This window comes from Rhizobium sp. GW821-FHT14E12, from assembly GCF_058803745.1.
In genome coordinates this window covers 205750-224571 of the sequence record NZ_JBXAPH010000003.1, presented here as the reverse complement: position 1 = coordinate 224571, position 18822 = coordinate 205750, and the positions used below count along the sequence as shown (strand labels likewise).

Below are 18822 nucleotides of genomic sequence, written 5' to 3'. Positions count from 1 at the left end.
GATGAAGGGACCTTTCGCATGGATCCTCGGCGGCTTTTCGGCGCTGCTTCTGGCCTTCCTGCTGGCGCCTGTCGTCATCGTGCTGATCCTGTCCTTCTCGTCGGCAAAGTTTCTGCGCTTCCCGCCACCGGGATTCAGCCTGCAATGGTATGAGAGCTTCCTGTCGTCGCCGTCCTGGACCAATGCCGCGCTGACCAGCCTTACAGTCGGGTTTGCGACGATGATCCTGTCGGTTCTGCTGGGAACGCCGGCGGCAATCGGCCTGTCCAGGGGCAGTTTCCCGGGCAAGAAACTGATCTCCGCGCTGATCCTGTCGCCGGTGATCATTCCCGGCATCATCGTCGCCATCGGCTTCTATTATGGCTACGCGGCCTACCGGATGATCGGCAGTCCGCTGGCGCTGACGGTCGCGCATACTTGTCTGGCGGTGCCCTTCGTCGTCGTGACGGTCGGCGCGTCGCTGGCCGGCCTCGATCCTCGCCTGGAGCAGGCGGCGCGAAATCTCGGCGCCGGCCCGTTTGCGGCCTTCTGGCAGGTGACGATGCCGATCATCCGACCCGGCATCCTCTCCGGCGCCGTCTTTGCCTTTATCACCTCCTTCGACGAGCTTCTGGTGGCGCTGTTCCTGTCCGGAAACTCCGCCGTGACCCTGCCCCGGCGCATGTGGGACCAGCTCCGTTTCGAGCTCGACCCGACGATTGCCGCCGCCTCGAGCCTGCTGATCGTGGCGACCGTGGCGCTGATGCTGACATCCGAAATGCTGCGCCGCCGGACAGAGCGACTGCGCGGCGGTTCATGACCGATCGAGAAAAAACCAACCCGAGGCCGGTTCGCTCCGAACCCGGTACTTCGAACAGAGGGGAAAATGCGAATGACCAAAGTGCCTGAACAGTCCCGCATCCTTGATCGTCTCTTTTCGCTTCTGGCAGCGCAGCCGCCGCATATGGCGGACATGACGCGCCGAGGCTTTATCGCCAATGCCGGAAAGTTCGGCCTTACCGCCGCCATGGCGACGTCGATAACGCAAATGTTCGCCATGCCGGCCATGGCCGAGGACGTGGTGCTGCCGGAGATCACCTCCGTTCCCGAGGTGCTGAAAGGCAGCGGCGAGTTGCGTTACTGCTCCTATGGCGGCGCCTTGCAGGAGGCGCAGCGCAAAGCCTATCTGGAGCCCTTCCAGCGGCTGACCGGCATCAAGATCATCGAGAGCGAAGGTCCGGATACCGCCAAGATCAAGGCGATGGTCGACACCGGCAATCTCGAATACGATCTCTGCGAAAACGACGCCTCCTCGGTGCTCAACCTTCAGCGCCAGGGCGACTATTTCGAGAAGATCGACTACTCCCTCTTCGATACCGCGAACATCGATCCGAAGGTGCTGCAGCCCTACTATTTCAACATGCTGCCCTACGCCCAGATCGTCGCCTACAGAACGGATGCCTTCGACAAGGCGCCGCAGAGCAATGCCGACGTGTGGGATCTGCAGGCCTTTCCGGGGCCCCGCGCCTTGCAGTCCGGATCCGGCGGCCTGTCCCCCGACCTCGAGGTCGCGTCGATGGCGGCGGGCGTGCCCGCCTCTTCCATCTATCCGCTCGATATCGCCAAGGCCTATGAAAGCCTTGCGAAGATCAAGCCCAACGTCGTCAAGTGGTGGGAGGCAGGCGCCATGCCGGCGCAATTGCTGAGCGACGACGAGGTGGTGATGGCCACGGCCTGGAACGGCCGCATCGATGCCATCCAGCATGCGGGAGCGCCCGTCGAGATCCTTTGGAAGGACCAGCTTCTGCGCAACGATTGCTGGTGCATCCCCAAGGGTGCGCCGAACAAGGTGAATGCGCTGAAACTCTCTGCCTTCATGAGCTTGGCGGCTCCCCAGGCGCGGCTGTCGCTTCTGATCCCCTATGGCTTCATCAACAAGGGCGCCGAGGCGCTGATCCCGGCGGACCGGCTGAAGAAGCTCCCGAGCTTCAGCGAGCATGCGGCCGGCATGATCAGCTATGACGACCAATGGTGGGCCACAAATTATACTGCCGTCAGCAACGCCTGGGCGAAATTCATTCTTGGCTGACGGATAGGGCTCGCCCGCGCCTGCGGGCATGGGCAAGCATACAGACCGATGGGGCCGATGGGCAACCAGCGACCAGGGAAAGATGAAATGTCAGAACAGACTTCGATCACGGGTGCGGATATCCGGCTCTACCGGGTCCGTCGCGAATACAAGCAGACGGTTGCCGTCGACGATTTGAGCCTGGATGTGCAGGCCGGCGAGTTCATCAGCCTGCTCGGCCCGTCGGGCTCGGGCAAATCCACCCTGCTGATGATGATTGCCGGTTTCGAGAGCCTTTCGGCGGGGCGCATCTCGCTTGCGGGCCGGGACATAACCTCGCTTCCCCCGGAGCGTCGCGGCATCGGCATGGTCTTCCAGAGCTATGCGCTGTTTCCGCACATGACGGTTGCCGAGAATATCGCGTTTCCCTTGAAACAGCGCAAGATCGGCCGGGCCGAGATCGAGGCGCGGGTGCAGCAGGCGCTCGATCTCGTTCAGCTCGCCGGTTTCGGCGCCCGTTATCCGGCACAGCTATCCGGCGGTCAGCAGCAACGCGTCGCCATTGCCAGAGCCGTCGTGTTCCGGCCGAGCGTTCTCCTCATGGACGAACCGCTCAGCGCGCTCGACAAGCAGCTGCGCGAGGCGATGCAATTCGAGATCAAGAGCCTCCATGAAAGGCTGGGGATCACCTTCGTCTACGTGACCCATGATCAGCGCGAAGCCTTGGTCATGTCGGACCGGGTGGTGGTGCTCAACCGGGGGCGAATCGAGCAGATCGGCAGCCCGTCCGAACTCTACGATACGCCATGCAACCGCTTCGTCGCATCCTTCATCGGGGAAGCCAATTTCCTCAAGCCGGATGGAATCGGTGAGCCACAGGACGGCTATTGCAAGGTGCACCTGGGACAATCAAGTGTGCGGGCGCGCATTTCAGACAAGGGCGGCGACGCGGGCGTTTGTGTCGTGCGACCGGAGAAGATCCGGCTCGTGGCGTCCTCTGCGCCGCAGACCGATGGCGCGAATATGTTGGACGGCATTGTGCGTCAGGCGATCTATATGGGCGACACGGTGCGCTACACCGTCGAGTCGGGATCGAACATGCTGCATGTGCGGCAGTTCCACACATTCGGTGCACCGCGACCGCAGCCGGGCGAAACTATCCGGCTGCAATGGAGCGCCGACGACACCCAGCTAGTCTAGGACGCACGGTATGGCCGACGATCATGAAAACAGGATAGGTCCCATGTATATCTCCCCTCCGACCCCAGCGGAGAACCTTTATCTCAAGACGGCAGCACCTGCGCCGGCAACCGAGCCGCTGGCCGGCGACGCATCCGCCACCGTCGGGATCGTCGGCGCCGGCTATACCGGCCTTTCGACGGCCCTGCATCTGGCTGAAAAGGGCATTTCCATCATCGTGCTCGATGCCAGCGAGATCGGCTGGGGATGCTCGGGCCGCAATGGCGGCCAGGTCAATTCGGGGCTGAAGGCTGATCCCGTCGAGGTGGAGCACGCGTTCGGACGCGAACGCGGCCGACACATGCTCAAGCTGGCCTATGGCGGACCCGACGAGGTCTTCGGTTTGATCCGGCGCTTCAACATCGATTGTGCCGCCCGCCAGAGCGGCACAATCCGCGCCGCGTTTTCTGAAGCCGGCGGTAAGGCTGCGGCGTCGCTCGTCAGCCAGTGCGTCGAACGCGATGTGTCCGTGGAGCTTCTGGACCGGCAGCAGGTTGCCGAGCGCACCGGCACGACGCGCTATCATTCTGCCTGGTTCGACCCGGGGGGCGGTCAGCTCAATCCGCTTGGCTATGCGCGTGGCCTTGCCCGCGCCGCCATTGCCGCCGGCGCGCATATTCACACGAAGACGCCGGCCTTGTCCGTTCATCCGGAAGGTTCCGGCTGGCGCATCGATACGCCGACGGGCAGGGTCAGGGTTGAGAAACTCGTCATCGCGACCAACGGCTATACCGGCGATCTCTGGCCCCGGCTGAAGACGGCGATCGTTCCGGTCTACAGCTCCATCGTCGCGACAGATCCGCTGCCGGCGGAGCTTGCGGCATCGATCATGCCGACGCGCTCGGTGCTTTATGAAACCGGCAGGGTCACCGTCTATTATCGCATCGACGATCAGGGAAGAATGTTGATGGGCGGGCGCGGCAAGCAGGCGCCGAGTGACGCGGCCGCCGACTATGCCCATCTCGTCGCCTATGCAGAACGCCTGTGGCCGGCGCTGAAAGGGCAGCGTTGGCCGCATCGCTGGTACGGGCAGGTGGCGATGACCAGGGATCATTATCCCATTCTCGCCGAGCCGGCTCCGAACGCCTTTGTCGCGCTCGGCTATAATGGGCGTGGGGTCGCGATGGCGACGCTGATCGGTCGTCTCCTGGCGGACCGGCTTGCCGGCGTTCCGGAAGAGGAGATTGTCTTTCCGATCCGGCGCGATTTCCAGACATTTGCTTTTCATCGCTTCTGGAAGCTCGGTGTCCTTGCCCGTGTCGCCACGGGGCGTGTACAGGACGCGATGGAAAAATGATCACGGCGAATTTCGCACGGCTCGATCATTCGAGAGCCGTGCATCCCAGCAAAGAGGCAATAAATTGAGAGCATATTTGGCAGGCCCGGAGGTGTTTCTTCCGAACGCACGGGAAATCCTCGACCGCAAGATCGCCTTGGCGCGCAGCTTCGGCTTCACGCCGGTATCGCCGGGCGACCTGGTGGTTCCGGAAACCGAAACGAAGCGGCAGCGCGGTCTCGCGATCAGCGCCATCAATGAAAGCCTGATGCTGAGCGCCGATTTGATCATTGCTAATCTGACGCCCTTTCGAGGCGTCGCTGCCGATGTCGGCACAGCCTTCGAACTGGGCTTCATGTGCGCCCGCGGCTGCCCGGCCTTCGCCTTTTCCAACAGCACGAAGAGCCATTTCGAACGGGTGAGCCACTTCTACGACGGCTCCATCCGTCTCGGTGACGATGGGCGTTATCGCGGCACGGACGGAATGTCGCTCGAGAATTTCGACATGGCCGACAATCTGATGCTGGATGGCGGCATCGATAGCCGCAACGGAACAATCATCACGCGCAAAGTGGAGCCGGACAGGCTGTTCCTCGATCTTACAGCTTTTGAGGAATGCTTAAAGGTAGCTGCGGAGAGATTGCTGGCAGGGGCAGCGCACGCCGAGCAAACTGCCTAAGATGTTCGGCTAGTTTGGCGAGCCGGATCGAGGGCGACCTGATTTGTCCCCACGGAAAAACAATCGACGGCCATAAGCTTTTGGTGGATCTGAAAATCTCCTCATGGACCCCAGCAGCGCTGGGGTGCAATCAAAGTACGACGACCTTTGTACCCACGCCGACCCGGCCATAGAGATCCATCACATCCGGATTTGCCATGCGGATGCAGCCGGAAGATACTGCCTTGCCGATCGAGTTAGGCTCGTTGGTGCCATGGATGCGGTAGAGGGTGGAACCGAGATAAAGTGCTCTTGCTCCGAGAGGATTATTGAGGCCGCCATCCATGCGGTCAGGTAGTTCTGGCCGGCGAGCGATCATTTCCTTGGGCGGCGTCCAGGTTGGCCACTCTGCTTTGCGGCTGATCGTCTCCGTGCCCCTCCAGGCGAAGCCCTGCTTGCCGACGCCGATGCCGTATTTGAGAGCGGTTCCGTCGTTGAGCACGAGATAGAGGCGCTTTTCCTTGGTGGAGATCACGATCGTGCCAGGATCGTAGCCGGAAAAGGAGACAACCGTGCGCGGGATGGGTGACCGCGCCTGGCTCGCCCGCCTGTCATCTTTGACGCCAGAATTCAGTTGGGGAGAGATCGCGCCTCGATCGATCGAAGCCCGCCGTTGTGGACGGGGTCGCGACGGGAAATCGCCGTCTTCGTCGTCATAATAGCCATAGCGATCACCCCGATAATAATAGTCATCGTCGAAACGACGATCATCGCGATAGCGCGGCGGCGCCTCCCGCCCATAGTGCGGAGTAGCATAGCCGCCATCCAGGTCGTCGCCATAATCCGGCAAATACCGCCATTCCTGGGCCTGCACGGAGACGCTTGTCATCAGCACAGCCAGAACGGGCAAAAGGATCAATCTTGAAGTCTTCATGTCACAACCAACTTCCCGAACAACGCACGGGACTGCGCCCCGCGTCGGCGGGGTATACGTGCCGCCGACCATTTCGGAAGCGGCAGGCGTAATTGTGGCAGCGGCGATCGAAAACGAAGATTTTCCGACCTGTTTTTGAGGCCCCTAGTACAGATGCGCGATGCGTGACGTTAGGAAGCGCGAGGGGAGGGTATGGGATTCAGTGGTCGCTGGGATTTGAATAACACGGGCAAGGATCCGGCCCAGGCGGCTATATTGTCCCTAGGCTATGAGATCGGCCAATAAGTTTCCTGATAAACTTGCTGGTAATGAGAATTTCAATTACCATCTAATCATATTCAGCGAAAAGGAATCTCCCCATGACTTCACTGGCGGTAACGATGAAAGGGCAGGTCACGCTAAAGCGGGATCTGCTACAGCACCTCGGTATCAAGCCGGGTGAACGAATTGACTTTGATAAGCTGCCAGGCGGCGAGCTTCGGGTGAAAGCGGCAAAGCCGACTGGCACCATCGATAGCTTCATCGGTCGGCATGCGGGCAAGGTCAAAAAGCCGATGACGATTGAGGAAATGAACGAGATTGCCGCCTCTGGTTGGGCGGGGGAAGAATGAAAATTTCGGTCGATACAAATGTGCTGGCTCGTGCTGTTTTGCAGGACGATGCAACGCAGGGCCGCGCCGCCGGCAAGCTTCTGAAAGAGGCCTCGCTCATCGCGGTTTCCTTGCCTTGCCTGTGCGAGCTGGTTTGGATACTTCGCCGGGGCGCGAAGCTGCCGAAAGAAGATGTAGCCATGACGATCCGCGATTTGCTGGATGCCGGAAATGTGGTGATGAACCGGCCCGCTGTCGAAGCCGGGCTTGCGATTCTCGAAGCCGGGGGTGAATTTGCGGACGGCATCATGGCCTATGAGGGCAATTGGTTAGGCGGCGAAACCTTCGTCTCATTCGATAAACAGGCGGTCGAACTGCTTGCAGAACAGGGGCAGACGGCGCGGCTGCTGTCCTAACGAATTGCCCTCATTGGTTAGAAATTCAGTCTCATTGGGTCGCCGTTAGCGAGCTACTGATTGAATTCCTCGACACAGCTACCGGCTTCAGTAAAGCAATCGAGTTCGTATCGTTCCCGGGATCTGGCGAAGCGCATCCAGTATGTCATCGGCTGTCTGGCCAACGCCCTCGGCTTCAATGACCACGTAGCCCGTGTCGCCGTGCGTCTGCAGGAACTCACCGACGATATTAAGCGCACGAGACGAAAAAATCGCATTCAGACTGTTTAGCATGCCAGGGCGATTTTCATGAACATGGATGAAACGCGTGCCGTTTGGACGCGGCGGCAGTTGAACCTGGGGAAAGTTGACCGCGCCCAGCGTCGAGCCGACGTCGGAATACTCCACAAGCTTCCGGGAGACTTCCCCGCCGATGCGTTCCTGGGCTTCTTCGGTCGACCCACCAACATGCGGCGTCAGAATGACATTGTCCAAACCCTGAAGCGGCGTTTCGAAACGCTCGTTGTTTGATGCCGGCTCCCTAGGGAACACGTCCACAGCCGCGCCCGCGAGATGTCCTTCTTTCAAAACCTTCGCAAGCGCTTCGAGATCCACCACGGTCCCGCGGGAGTTATTGATGAAAAGGGCTCCCTTTTTCATTCTGCGCAGTTCGGTTTCCGTTATCATGTTTTGCGTGGAACTGGTTTCCGGAACATGCATCGTCACGAAATCCGAGATTTCGAGAAGGTCGCCGAGCGTGGCCATCGATTCTGAATTGCCGTGGCGAAGCTTGTCTGAGGGATCGAAATAGCGCACCTTCATGCCCATGCTTTCCGCAAGAACGCTAAGCTGCGAACCGATGTTGCCGTAGCCCACAATGCCCAGAGTTTTTCCGCGCACCTCGCGACTGCCGACAGCAGATTTGTCCCATCCGCCCTCATGAGCAGAAGCCGAACGCGGAAAAATCCGCCGGGTCAGCATTATGATCTCACCGATCACAAGCTCGGCGACCGAGCGGGTGTTCGAATAGGGTGCGTTGAAGACCGGGATGCCGCGTCGGCGAGCCGCATCCAGGTCGACCTGATTTGTCCCCACGGAAAAACAACCGACGGCAATAAGCTTTTTGGCGGAGCTGAAAATCTCCTCCGTCAGCTGGGTGCGCGAACGAATGCCGACAATGTGCGCCTCGGCTATATGGCTCTTGAGATCCTTGTCATCCAGAGCCTTCGGCAGATGCGTCACATTGACGTAGCCGGACGACGTAAAATAGTCCACGGCGCTCTGGCTGATACCTTCAAGCAGAAGGACGGAAATCCGCTCGCGCGGGAGAGAAAGTTGTCGGGTCATTGAATTGCTTTCGATTCTCGAATTCGACGAAGCCGGGGTCGCTTGTCGGCCATGTAGCACGCGGATATGGCAAATTGTTTAGCGACCATCCAACGGAAAACGCAACAACAAACTCCACGGCGGCCCAATGCTTAGCGGCAAGCTAAGCACTGCGAATTGAAAACGTAATTTTCTAGATCAGGCCTGTGCACTAAACCAACGCTCATACCCCGCCCTACGCACAGAGCCCTTATCGGGAAAAGGACGCAGCAATGTCAGTTGAAATAGTGGACACTCTCATTGTTGGCGCTGGCCAAGCTGGGGTTGCCATGAGCGAGCACCTAAGCAAGTCCGGCATCCCCCATCTCGTCCTTGAACGCAGTCGCATCGCCGAACGCTGGCGCTCCGAAAGGTGGGACTCTCTCGTTGCCAACGGCCCGGCGTGGCATGACCGTTTTCCAGGAATGGAGTTTTCCGGTCTTGATCCCGATGCCTTTGCGACAAAGGAAGAGGTCGCGAGTTATTTTGAGGCCTATGCCGAGCAGATCGGCGCTCCTATCCGCTGCGGGGTAGAGGTAAAAAGTGTCGAAAGAAATATCGATCGGGCTGGTTTCCGCGTCGAAACGTCCGAAGGCGTGATCGTGGCGCAAAACGTTGTTGCTGCGACTGGCGCTTTCCAGGTACCGGTCATCCCGAAGGTCGTTCCGGAACATCCGAACATTCTCCAGATCCATTCCAGTCAATATCGCAATCCGGACCTATTGCCCGACGGAGCGGTGCTGGTCGTGGGCGCGGGTTCGTCCGGAGTGCAGATCGCTGAGGAACTGCTTGTTTCGGGCAGGCGCGTGTATCTGTCTGTCGGCCCGCATGATCGTCCGCCGCGCGCCTATCGCGGCCGCGACTTTTGCTGGTGGCTCGGCGTTCTTGGCAAATGGGACGCTGAAACGCCCGGTCCGGGCACGGAACATGTGACGATCGCGGTAAGCGGTGCCCATGGCGGCTACACGATCGACTTCCGCCGCCTGGCCGCACAGGGAATGACCCTGCTTGGCCTGACGCAATCCTTCGATGGTGCCGCCCTGAACTTTGCCCAAGACTTGGCCGGAAATCTGGCGCGCGGTGATGCCAACTACATGGCGCTGCTGGACGAGGCCGACGAATATGTGGCGCGCAACGGCATCGACCTTCCGGAAGATCCTGAGGCCCGGAGGATCGAACCAGTGCCGGATTGCGTCACAAACCCAATTCTGAAGCTCGATCTTGCGGAAGCCGGCATCGGCTCGATTATCTGGGCGACTGGATTCGCGTCTGATTATAGTTGGTTGAAAGTCGATGCGTTTGACGAGCGAGGACGCCCAAAGCATCAGCGCGGGGTTTCGGCCGAGCGCGGCATCTATTTTCTCGGATTGCCGTGGCAGTCGCGAAGAGGGTCCAGCTTTATCTGGGGTGTCTGGCACGATGCGAAACATCTGGCGGATCGGATTGCGACCCAGCGCAAGTATTTCGACTACCGTCCATCCAGCGCCGTGGGCGATTGAAACGCTCGGTCGCCATAGCCACTCGCGAAAACATTATTCCAAGGACTTCAAACATGGCCCATACCCGCATCCGCAAGTTCAATACCAAGGACACCTACCCCGAGCAGAAGCTCGATAACGATCTTTGCCAGACGGTGGTCGCCAAGGGCACGATGGTTTTCGTGCGCGGCCAGATCGGTCAGGATCTCGACACTTCGGCAAGTGTCGCGATTGGCGATGTCGAGGGCCAGACCGAGCAGGCCATGGCAAACATCAAGATGCTGCTCGGCGAAGCCGGCTCCTCGGTCGATCATATCTGCAAGATCACCATCTATATCGTCGATCCGCGCTATCGCGAAACTGTCTACCGCGTCGTCGGCCGCTGGCTGAAGGGCGTGTTCCCGGTTTCGACAGGCATCGTTGTCTCGGCTCTCGCCCGTCCGGAATGGCTGGTCGAAATCGACGCCATTGCCGTCATTCCTGAATAAGATAGGTTGATCCCATGACATTCTCCATTGCAGCCCGCTGCGCTGAAACCGGCATGTTCGGCATCGCGATTTCATCCTCCTCGCCGGCGGTTGCGGCACGCTGCTCGCATGTCCAGGCCGGGGCTGGTGTCGTGGCCAGCCAGAACATCACCGATCCGCGTCTGGGCATTGGCGGGCTGGAGATGCTGGCCAAGGGTCTTGCCGCCGAGGAGGCCTTGACCCGGCTTGTGGCATCGACGCCCTTTGCCGCCTATCGCCAGCTTGCTCTGGTTGATGCGCAGGGGAACACGGCCGGGCATTCCGGCGAGCGGACGCTTGGCATCCATGCGATGGCGAAGGGCGCCGGCTGCATCGCTGCGGGCAATCTTCTCGCAAACAGCGATGTGCCTCGGCAGATGGTGGCTGCTTTCGAAGCCGGCAGCGGCTCACTGTCGTCACGGCTGCTGGCAGCGCTTGCGGCAGGCCTTGAGGCTGGCGGTGAAGCGGGGCCGGTGCGCTCCGCCGGCTTGAAGGTCGTGCGCGATGTCGCCTGGCCCATCGTTGATCTCAGGGTTGATTGGGCCGAGCAACCGATCGCGGCGTTGCAAAGCCTGTGGTCTGTTTACGAGCCGCAAATGGAAGACTATGTCAGGCGCGCGCTGGACCCCAATGCAGCGCCATCCTTCGGCGTTCCGGGAGACGAATAACAGGTGGCGAGCTGCTTGTTCTTTCACCTGACGGATATATAAATGCACCATGAGGTACACGCTCCGTCAGATCGAATATTTCATCGCGACTGCGGAAACAGGTAGTATCACGCTGGCGTCCGAGCGGCTGAACATCTCGCAGCCCTCCATTTCAACGGCGATAACCCATCTCGAGACCGAGCTGGAAACCCAGCTCTTCGTGCGCCACCATGCCAAAGGTCTATCGCTGACGCCGGCCGGCCGGCTGATGCTGGCCGAGGCCAAGCACCTCGTCGAACAAGCGGAAAATATTTATACGGTCGCTTCCGAAGTGAACGACAAGGTTAGAGGCCAGCTTTCGCTCGGCTGCATGGTGACGCTGGCATCGATGATCATGCCGGAGCTGTCGCATTCCTTTACCTCGGCATTTCCTGAAACCCGTATCATGCAGACGGTCAGCGACCACGAAGAATTGCTGGAAAAACTGCAGCGCGTCGAGATCGATGTGGCGCTGAGCTACGATCTGTTGATCCCGGAGACCTTTGATTTCCTGCCGCTGGCGACATTGCCGCCTCATATCCTTGTTGGCGAGGCCCATCCCTTTGCCCAGCACTCTTCCATCAGCCTTGCCGAACTCGTCGAAGCGCCGCTGATCCTGCTGGATCTGCCCATCAGCCGTGAATATTTTCTCGGATTGTTCGCGAAATTCGGGCTGGAGCCGACGGTTGCCCTGCGCTCGTCGCATCAGGACGTCATCCGCACCATGGTGGCCAATGGTTACGGCTACACGATCGCCAATGTCCGGCCGCGATCGCAACTGGCCATGGACGGCCGGCCGGTGGTGCGCGTTCCGATCACGGGCGATCATAAGCCGATGGTCATCGGGGTCATAACCTTGAAGCAAAGTCGCAAATCAAGGCTGATCGAGACGTTCGGGCAGCATTGCAAGTCCTTTGTCTCGGATGCCTATATCCCTGGCATGGTCGCGCCCGTCATGGAGCGGCGGCGCGTGTCGAGCTGATCGGTCACTGCCAAGTTTTTGGTAAAGCGCAGCCTCGGAAATGCATTATTTCTCTCCCGCCGGACGAATGCCATGATTGCTCAACGCAATAGCGCCGTCCAGCTATGGACGATGCACGCCGCCGATATATTGATCTTGGAGACATGACGTGAATTCAGACAAGCTTATGAATGGCGACTTTGCGGCGCTGATCGCGGACATGACCACCGAAGAGAAAGTCGCCCTTTTGGCCGGGCATCGCATGTGGAAGACCAAGGCAATCGAGCGTCTCGGCATCCCGAGCATTGTCATGACTGATGGCACCTATGGCGTTCGCTACTCTATCCAGCAGATTGACAACGACGAGGCCGGTGGCACCGATTTCTCGGCCTTTCTTTCCGTCGTCGGCCAGCGTGCCAGCCATGTCGAGGTTGCCTGGGGCGCGATGAAGCAGGCGACATGCTTTCCGAATGGCTCCAGCCTTGGCTGCTCCTGGGACGTCGATCTGGCCCATGAGATGGGCGTGGCCTTGGCGTTGGAATGCCAGGAGTTCGGGGTTCACCTGCTGCTCGGGCCGGGCATCAATATTCGCCGTACGGCACTGGCGGGCCGCTCCTATGAATATTATGCCGAAGATCCCATCATCAGCGGCGATTTTGCAGCTGGAGTAATCAACGGCCTTCAGGAAAACGGGGTCGGTGCTTCCCTGAAGCATTTCGCCTGTAACAATTCCGAGGTGGAGCGCACGACGATGGATTCCATCGTCGCCGAGCGGGCCTTGCGCGAAATCTATCTGAAGGGCTTCCAGCGGGCGATCGCCAAGAGCAATCCCTGGACTGTGATGAGCTCCTATAACCGCCTGAATGGTGCCCAGGCTGCCGAGGATCACTGGCTGCTGACGACGGTGCTCCGCGACGAATGGGGTTATGAAGGCCTGGTCGTTTCCGATTGGCACGGCATCAAGAACCGCCCTGCCTCTCTGATAGCCGGCAACGAACTCGACATGCCGGAGAGCGAGACGAGAAAAGGCAATCTGATGGATGCCATCACCGCCGGAGACGTTGACATGGCCATCGTCGACAAGGCCTGCGAGCGGGTGCTGGCTTTGGTCCGCGCCGGCAAGCTTGGCGAGCGCCGCGATACGGTGTTCGACCGGGCTGCCCACCATCAGTTGGCCCGCCGCATGGCCGGAGAATCGATGGTCTTGCTCAAGAACGACGATCAGCTGCTGCCGATCACGCCTGACAAGGTCAAGCGGATGGTCGTCATCGGCGAGGGTGCCGGTGCGCCTGTTATCCAGGGCTCGGGCTGCGCGACCACAACGCCGACTGAGGTCGATACGCCGATCGAGGAAATTCTGAAGCTGGCCGGCGATGCGATCAAGGTCGATCAGTATCGCGGCACCAGCGAAGTGGTGAGTGAACAAGCCTCGCTCCTGACGGAGGCCGCCGAAGGCGCGCGCGGCGCCGATATTGTGGTGATCTTCGTCAATAGCGAAAACGGCTATGACGGCGAAGGCTCCGACCGCACCACTCTGGACCTTGCACCCGGCCATGACGCGCTCATCCGCGCCGTCGCGGCGGTCAATCCGAATGTCGTGGTCGCCATCGCCAGCCCCGATGCCGTAGTCATGCCATGGGTACCGGAGGTCAAGGCGATCGTCGAAATGTTCTTCTCCGGCCAGGCGACCGGCGGTGGTATCGCCGATATCCTTTTCGGCGTGGTCAATCCGTCCGGAAAGCTGACCACCACCTTCCCGAAGCGCATGCAGGACATGCCCACCTATCTCAGCTATCCGGGCGAGAACGGCCGCCACGACTATAGCGAAGGTATCCATGTCGGCTATCGCTGGTACAACGGCCGCGATATCGAGCCCCAGTTCGCCTTCGGGTTCGGCCTGAGCTACACCAGCTTTGCCTATTCCGATCTGAAGCTTGACCGCTCGGAACTGAAGGCCGGGGACGAGCTGGTTGCCAGCTTTACCATGACCAACACCGGCGCGGTCGCCGGCAAGGAGGCCAGCCAGCTTTATGTCCGCTACGGCAAGCCGAGGCTACAGCGACCACTGCGCGAACTGAAGGCCTTTGCCAAGGTGCATCTGGAGCCGGGAGAATCGAAGCGCGTCAGCCTGACCATACCCGCCGACGATTTCACCCTGTTCGACCCAGGCAAGGGTAAATGGATCCTCGATGAGGATATCGTTCAGATCGAAATCGGTTCGTCCTCGCGTGATATCCATCTGCAGTCACCCCTGCAGATCCGTTCGCGCGTCTCGAAGCATCGTCAGGTGATGTGGGATACGCAACCGGCTTTCGTGCTCGCCAATCCGATCGCCCGCGCAAAGTTCAACCAGTTCCTTCAGAAGCATCTCTCGATCGACGAGACTGCGGCGGACAGGATGCTCGAGCATTGCGCCAATTCTTTCTTCGGAATGTTCACGACCTTTGACCGTCGTTTCCGTCAGTCCTTCCCGAAGGCGGCCATCGCCGCCCTTCTGGCCGACATCAATCAGACGATGGCCAACGAAGAGGCCGCGGTGCGATAGAGCGCCGTCGACGATAGAGTATGACCTGAGGGCTCGCTGAAAATGCGGGCCTTTCTCATTTAGGAGCGCCCTTTGACTACACTCGACCTGCTCGATCGCCTTGTTGCCTTTCCGACCATCAGCGCCGACAGCAATCTGCCGCTCGTCGATTTCATCCGCAGCTATCTCGCGGATCGGGGCTTCGAATGCCGTATCGTCGGCAATGAGCGCGGCGACAAGGCCAATCTGTTCGCCACCGTAGGTCCGAAACAGGATAACGGAATTCTTCTATCCGGCCATACCGATGTTGTGCCGGTCGCAACGCAGACCTGGACCAGTGATCCTTTCAAGTTGTCGCGCCAAGGTACGCGTCTCCACGGCCGGGGCACCACCGACATGAAGGGCTTTCTCGCCAGCGTCATGGCAGCAGTCGACCGGATCGATGCCAAGGCACTGAAGCGACCGCTGCACATCGCCTTCTCCCATGATGAGGAGATCGGCTGCGTCGGTGTAAGATCGCTGATCGATGTGCTGGCGGCCGAGCGCTTCAAAGCATCGCTCTGCATCGTCGGCGAACCGACCTCCATGCAGATTGCCGTTGGTCACAAGGGGAAGACGGCTGCCCGCGCGCGTTTTCGCGGCCAAGCGGGACACTCCTCGCTCGCACCCCGCTTCGTCAACGCCATCCATCTCGCCTGTGACTTCGTCGGCGTGCTGCGGCAGGTGCAGGACGACATTGCCGAGACTGGAGCGACCGACCCTGGCTACGACATTCCTTACACGACAGTCCATGCCGGCAAGATTGCCGGCGGTGAGGTGCTGAATATCGTGGCCGAAAACGCTCTGGTCGACTTCGAGATCCGGCATCTCGCGGAAGACAGGGTCGACGAGATCATGGGTCGCATTCGCGAGCGGGCCGGGCCATCCGCCGAAATCGAGATACGCAATGCCTATCCGGGGCTCGCGACGTCAACCGGCAGCCACGCAGTTTCTTTCGCAAAGCGACTGCTCGACGACGCGCCGACGACCAAAGTATCGTTCGGTACCGAGGCGGGCCTGTTTGCAACGAGACTGGGCGTGGAAACCGTGGTTCTTGGTCCCGGCAATATGGAGCAGGGCCATCAGCCGGATGAGTATATCGAAGAGGCCGAGTTGCGGCGGTGCGACTTGATGCTAAGCCGGCTAATAGTGCGGCTTTGCCAATAGACGAGGCAATCGCAGAGGCGAATGCGGCTGACTACAGCCGCAGCTCGCTTTCCTTCGAGAAGATCGATGCGACGGCCGGGTCGAAGGCCAGCTGAACGGTCTCTTTCAGCCCGCGTGCCTTCGCCGCAGGCAGTCTGACCGAGAGCTTCTGGTCCCCAAGTGCAAACCAGACGAGGGTATCGGCGCCCATCGGCTCGATGAATGTCAGCGGCGCCGAGATCGTCGGCAGCTTGGTCAGTTCGTCGGCAAGCTGGATATCTTCCGGGCGCAATCCGAGCACGATCTCCTGGCCATCGACCGGTGCCTGACGAAAAGGATAGGCATCGATCGGCAGCAGATGGTCGCCGACGGCAGCCATTGCCTTGCCATCCTGAATGCGGATGCGGCCGGACAACAGGTTCATGCCGGGCGAGCCGACGAAGCCGGCGACAAACAGTGTCTCAGGCTTTTCGTAAAGCTCGTCCGGTGAGGCATATTGCTCGATCTTGCCGCTCTTCATGACGGCGACGCGGGTCGCCAGGGTCATTGCTTCGATCTGGTCGTGGGTAACGTAGACGATGGTGCTGCGCAGTTCCTGGTGCAGCTTCTTGATCTCCAGCCGCATTTCGGTGCGCAGCTTGGCATCGAGATTGGACAGCGGTTCGTCGAACAGGCAGATCGGGCTGCGGCGCACCAGCGCCCGGCCGATCGCTACACGTTGGCGCTGGCCACCGGACAGCTGCGAGGGACGGCGGTCCAGGAAGTCGGTGAGCTGCAGCAGATTGGCCGCCCATTCGACACGCTTGGTGATCTCGTCCTTTGCCACCTTGTTCACACGCAAGCCGAAGGCGAGGTTCCTGCGCACCGTCATGGTTGGATAAAGGGCGTAGGACTGGAAAACCATCGCCATGTTACGGCGACTGGAATCGACGTTGGTGACATCCTGGTCACCGGCGAAGATCTTGCCCGTGTCCAGATCTTCCAGGCCGGCAATAACGTTCAGCAGCGTCGACTTTCCGCAGCCGGAAGAGCCGAGCAGGACGATGAATTCGCCGCTGGCAACAGACAGATTGATGTCACGAAGAATGTGCTGCGGTCCGAAGGACTTGTTCGCGTTGATAACGGAGATTTGTGTCATTGCGTTAGCCCTTCACTGCGCCGGCGGCGAGGCCGCGCGCAAAATAACGTCCGGAAACAATGTAGATGAGCAGAGGCGGCAGAGCGGTGAGGAAGGTCGCTGCCATGTTCACATTGTATTCTTTGACGCCGGTCGTTGTGTTGACGATGTTGTTAAGCTGCACGGTAATCGGCAGGTGATCGCGCCCGGCAAAGATCAAGCCCAGCAGGAAGTCGTTCCAGATGCCGGTTGCCTGCATGATGATGGCAACGACAAGCACGTTCACTGACATCGGCAGCATGATCTGGAAGAAGATCGTGAAGAAGCCGGCGCCATCCATCTTTGCAGCCTTGGAGAGTTCCGGCGGCACGCCTTGATAGAAGTTGAAGAACAGCAGCGCCATATAGGGCAGGCCGAATACGATGTGGATCAGGACGATGCCAGGCAGCGTGCCGTAGAGACCGACGCTGCTGAAGATCCGCACCAGCGGATAGAGAATGACCTGATAGGGAATGAAGGCCCCCAGCATCAGCGACAACAGCATCACGCGGCTCAGCTTCGACTGCCATTGCGAAAGAGCAAAGCCGGTCAGCGCGCCGAACAGGATGGAAAAGATCACGCTCGGCACGACGATCTGGACGGAATTCCAGAAATTGCCGTGAATGCCGTTGCACTCGATGCCGGTGCAGGCTGTCAGCCAGGCCTTCGTCCAGGCGTCAAAATTGAGGCTCTGCGGCAGGGTGAAGATCGTTCCGACGCGGATTTCCTCAGAGGTCTTCAGTGACGTCGAGATCACCAGCAGCAGCGGGATCGCGTAATAGACCAGCGCCAGCGTCAGGACGAGGTAAAGTAGAATGCGGCCGGGCTTCAGCTTGTTGACCCGCGGTGCCGTCTCAATGGACGAACCGCTGAACTGGGCGAGAGAAGTCTGGGTCATCGTTTCTGCCTTTTGAGCTCGATGTAGACGTAGGGAGAAAGCGCGCAAATCACCGATAGGAGCATCAGGATCGCGGCAGCCGCAGCCGTGCTGATGTTGGCGCGCTGGAACAGCAGATCGACCACGAACTTGCCGGGTACGTCGGTGCTGATCCCGGGTCCGCCGCCCGTCATGGCGACCACGAGGTCGTAGCTCTTGACGACGGCCGTTGCGAGCAGGATGACGCAGGTGAGGATCAGGGGGCGAAGAATGGGCAGCACGATGCTGACATAGGAGCGCCAGACGGGAATTCCGTCGATCTTGGCCGCCCGCCAGATATCGCTGTCGACGCCACGCAAGCCGGCCAGCATGATCGCCATGACAAGACCCGAGGATTGCCAGATCGCGGCGATCGACACGGCATAGATTGCCATATCCGGGCTTGCCAGCCAGTTGAATTCGAAGCTGTCCCATCCGAAGCCGCGCACCAGGGATTGAATGCCCGTCGTCGGGTTCAGAAGCCACTGCCAGGCAAGACCCGTGACGACGAAGGACATGGAGAGCGGGTAGAGAAAGAAGACGCGGAAAAGACCTTCGGCCTTCACATTCCGATCGAGCAGCGCCGCCAGCGTCGTGCCGATCACCAGCGCGCCGGCGATGAAGAGGCTGCCAAAGATCAGCATGTTGGCGAAGGCGACATGCCAGCGCGGCATGGAGAGCAGCGTTGCATATTGGCCGAACCCATAGAACTTGTAGTTCGGCATCATCGTCGAATGCGTAAGCGAAATATAAAAGGTCCAGAGGATCGTGCCGTAGAAGCATACAGCGATGACCACCACGCTCGGCAACAGCGTCAGTTTGGCCGCCAGGTTCTTTTTAGACATTGCTTGCCCCGTTCATCGACATCGCAACCACCTTGTGAAACTGCCCCGGCGCAAGACGCCG

The 18822-nt window shown here is 59.8% G+C and carries 18 protein-coding genes; 13 read left to right on the top strand and 5 right to left on the bottom strand.

Annotation, left to right across the window (positions count from 1 at the left end; genetic code table 11):
• Position 1: 1 nt before the first annotated feature.
• The 5 genes from AC1RO0_RS14400 (at position 2) to AC1RO0_RS14380 (ending at position 5241) form a co-directional block, all read left to right on the top strand.
• Positions 2 to 799: an ABC transporter permease gene (locus tag AC1RO0_RS14400; RefSeq protein WP_498593574.1), complete on the top strand. Its 798-nt coding sequence runs from the start codon at positions 2 to 4 to the stop codon at positions 797 to 799.
• 72 nt (positions 800 to 871) lie between these two features.
• The gene (locus AC1RO0_RS14395) at positions 872 to 2068 is read left to right on the top strand and encodes an ABC transporter substrate-binding protein (RefSeq protein WP_498593573.1); all 1197 of its coding nucleotides are present in this window, start codon (positions 872 to 874) and stop codon (positions 2066 to 2068) included.
• A gap of 87 nt (positions 2069 to 2155) precedes the next feature.
• Positions 2156 to 3247, top strand: a complete 1092-nt coding sequence (locus AC1RO0_RS14390; protein ID WP_498593572.1) for an ABC transporter ATP-binding protein — start codon at positions 2156 to 2158, stop codon at positions 3245 to 3247.
• Between the two features lie 43 nt (positions 3248 to 3290).
• Positions 3291 to 4583, top strand: coding sequence for an NAD(P)/FAD-dependent oxidoreductase (locus AC1RO0_RS14385; RefSeq protein ID WP_498593571.1), 1293 nt, complete (start codon positions 3291 to 3293; stop codon positions 4581 to 4583).
• Positions 4584 to 4647: 64 nt separating this feature from the next.
• Complete coding sequence (locus AC1RO0_RS14380; protein WP_498593570.1) at positions 4648 to 5241, top strand: nucleoside 2-deoxyribosyltransferase; 594 nt, start codon at positions 4648 to 4650, stop codon at positions 5239 to 5241.
• Between the two features lie 130 nt (positions 5242 to 5371).
• Here the strand turns inward: AC1RO0_RS14380 and AC1RO0_RS14375 are convergent, their stop codons facing one another.
• Positions 5372 to 5881 carry a L,D-transpeptidase gene (locus AC1RO0_RS14375; RefSeq protein ID WP_498594025.1) on the bottom strand — a complete coding sequence of 170 codons (510 nt, stop codon included), beginning with the start codon at positions 5879 to 5881 and terminating at the stop codon, positions 5372 to 5374.
• Between the two features lie 632 nt (positions 5882 to 6513).
• On the opposite strand from AC1RO0_RS14375, the gene AC1RO0_RS14370 reads away from it, so the two are divergent.
• Positions 6514 to 6765 carry an AbrB/MazE/SpoVT family DNA-binding domain-containing protein gene (locus AC1RO0_RS14370; protein ID WP_498593569.1) on the top strand — a complete coding sequence of 84 codons (252 nt, stop codon included), beginning with the start codon at positions 6514 to 6516 and terminating at the stop codon, positions 6763 to 6765.
• Entirely contained in the window at positions 6762 to 7160 is a 399-nt protein-coding gene (locus AC1RO0_RS14365; protein WP_498593568.1) for a type II toxin-antitoxin system VapC family toxin, read from the top strand. Before AC1RO0_RS14370 ends, AC1RO0_RS14365 begins: the two co-directional genes overlap by 4 nt.
• Positions 7161 to 7247: 87 nt before the next feature.
• On the opposite strand, the gene serA is transcribed toward AC1RO0_RS14365, so the two are convergent.
• On the bottom strand, positions 7248 to 8486 hold the full coding sequence (gene serA, locus AC1RO0_RS14360; RefSeq protein ID WP_498593567.1) for a phosphoglycerate dehydrogenase: 1239 nt from the start codon (positions 8484 to 8486) through the stop codon (positions 7248 to 7250).
• Positions 8487 to 8737: 251 nt separating this feature from the next.
• Between serA and AC1RO0_RS14355 the strand changes: the two genes are divergently transcribed.
• The 6 genes from AC1RO0_RS14355 to argE all read left to right on the top strand — a co-directional run bounded on the left by AC1RO0_RS14355 (position 8738) and on the right by argE (position 15865).
• Positions 8738 to 10003 (top strand): flavin-containing monooxygenase, encoded by a 1266-nt coding sequence (locus AC1RO0_RS14355; protein ID WP_498593566.1) that lies wholly within the window; start codon positions 8738 to 8740, stop codon positions 10001 to 10003.
• 53 nt (positions 10004 to 10056) lie between these two features.
• Positions 10057 to 10470, top strand: coding sequence for a RidA family protein (locus tag AC1RO0_RS14350; RefSeq protein WP_436031275.1), 414 nt, complete (start codon positions 10057 to 10059; stop codon positions 10468 to 10470).
• A 14-nt stretch (positions 10471 to 10484) separates the two neighbouring features.
• Positions 10485 to 11156 (top strand): DUF1028 domain-containing protein, encoded by a 672-nt coding sequence (locus AC1RO0_RS14345; protein WP_498593565.1) that lies wholly within the window; start codon positions 10485 to 10487, stop codon positions 11154 to 11156.
• 49 nt (positions 11157 to 11205) lie between these two features.
• A complete protein-coding gene (locus AC1RO0_RS14340; RefSeq protein ID WP_498593564.1) occupies positions 11206 to 12156 on the top strand; it encodes a LysR family transcriptional regulator in 951 nt (316 codons plus the stop codon).
• Between the two features lie 166 nt (positions 12157 to 12322).
• Positions 12323 to 14680 carry a beta-glucosidase family protein gene (locus AC1RO0_RS14335; protein ID WP_498594024.1) on the top strand — a complete coding sequence of 786 codons (2358 nt, stop codon included), beginning with the start codon at positions 12323 to 12325 and terminating at the stop codon, positions 14678 to 14680.
• Between the two features lie 72 nt (positions 14681 to 14752).
• Positions 14753 to 15865, top strand: a complete 1113-nt coding sequence (gene argE / locus AC1RO0_RS14330) for an acetylornithine deacetylase (protein ID WP_498593563.1) — start codon at positions 14753 to 14755, stop codon at positions 15863 to 15865.
• Between the two features lie 31 nt (positions 15866 to 15896).
• On the opposite strand, the gene AC1RO0_RS14325 is transcribed toward argE, so the two are convergent.
• From AC1RO0_RS14325 to AC1RO0_RS14315, 3 genes are read right to left on the bottom strand one after another with little or no spacing between them, the layout of a single operon-like run.
• Positions 15897 to 16982: an ABC transporter ATP-binding protein gene (locus tag AC1RO0_RS14325; protein WP_498593562.1), complete on the bottom strand. Its 1086-nt coding sequence runs from the start codon at positions 16980 to 16982 to the stop codon at positions 15897 to 15899.
• Between the two features lie 4 nt (positions 16983 to 16986).
• Positions 16987 to 17898, bottom strand: coding sequence for a carbohydrate ABC transporter permease (locus AC1RO0_RS14320; protein ID WP_498593561.1), 912 nt, complete (start codon positions 17896 to 17898; stop codon positions 16987 to 16989).
• A complete protein-coding gene (locus AC1RO0_RS14315; protein ID WP_498593560.1) occupies positions 17895 to 18761 on the bottom strand; it encodes a carbohydrate ABC transporter permease in 867 nt (288 codons plus the stop codon). The genes AC1RO0_RS14320 and AC1RO0_RS14315 overlap by 4 nt, the downstream gene beginning before the upstream one ends.
• Positions 18762 to 18822: the final 61 nt, after the last annotated feature.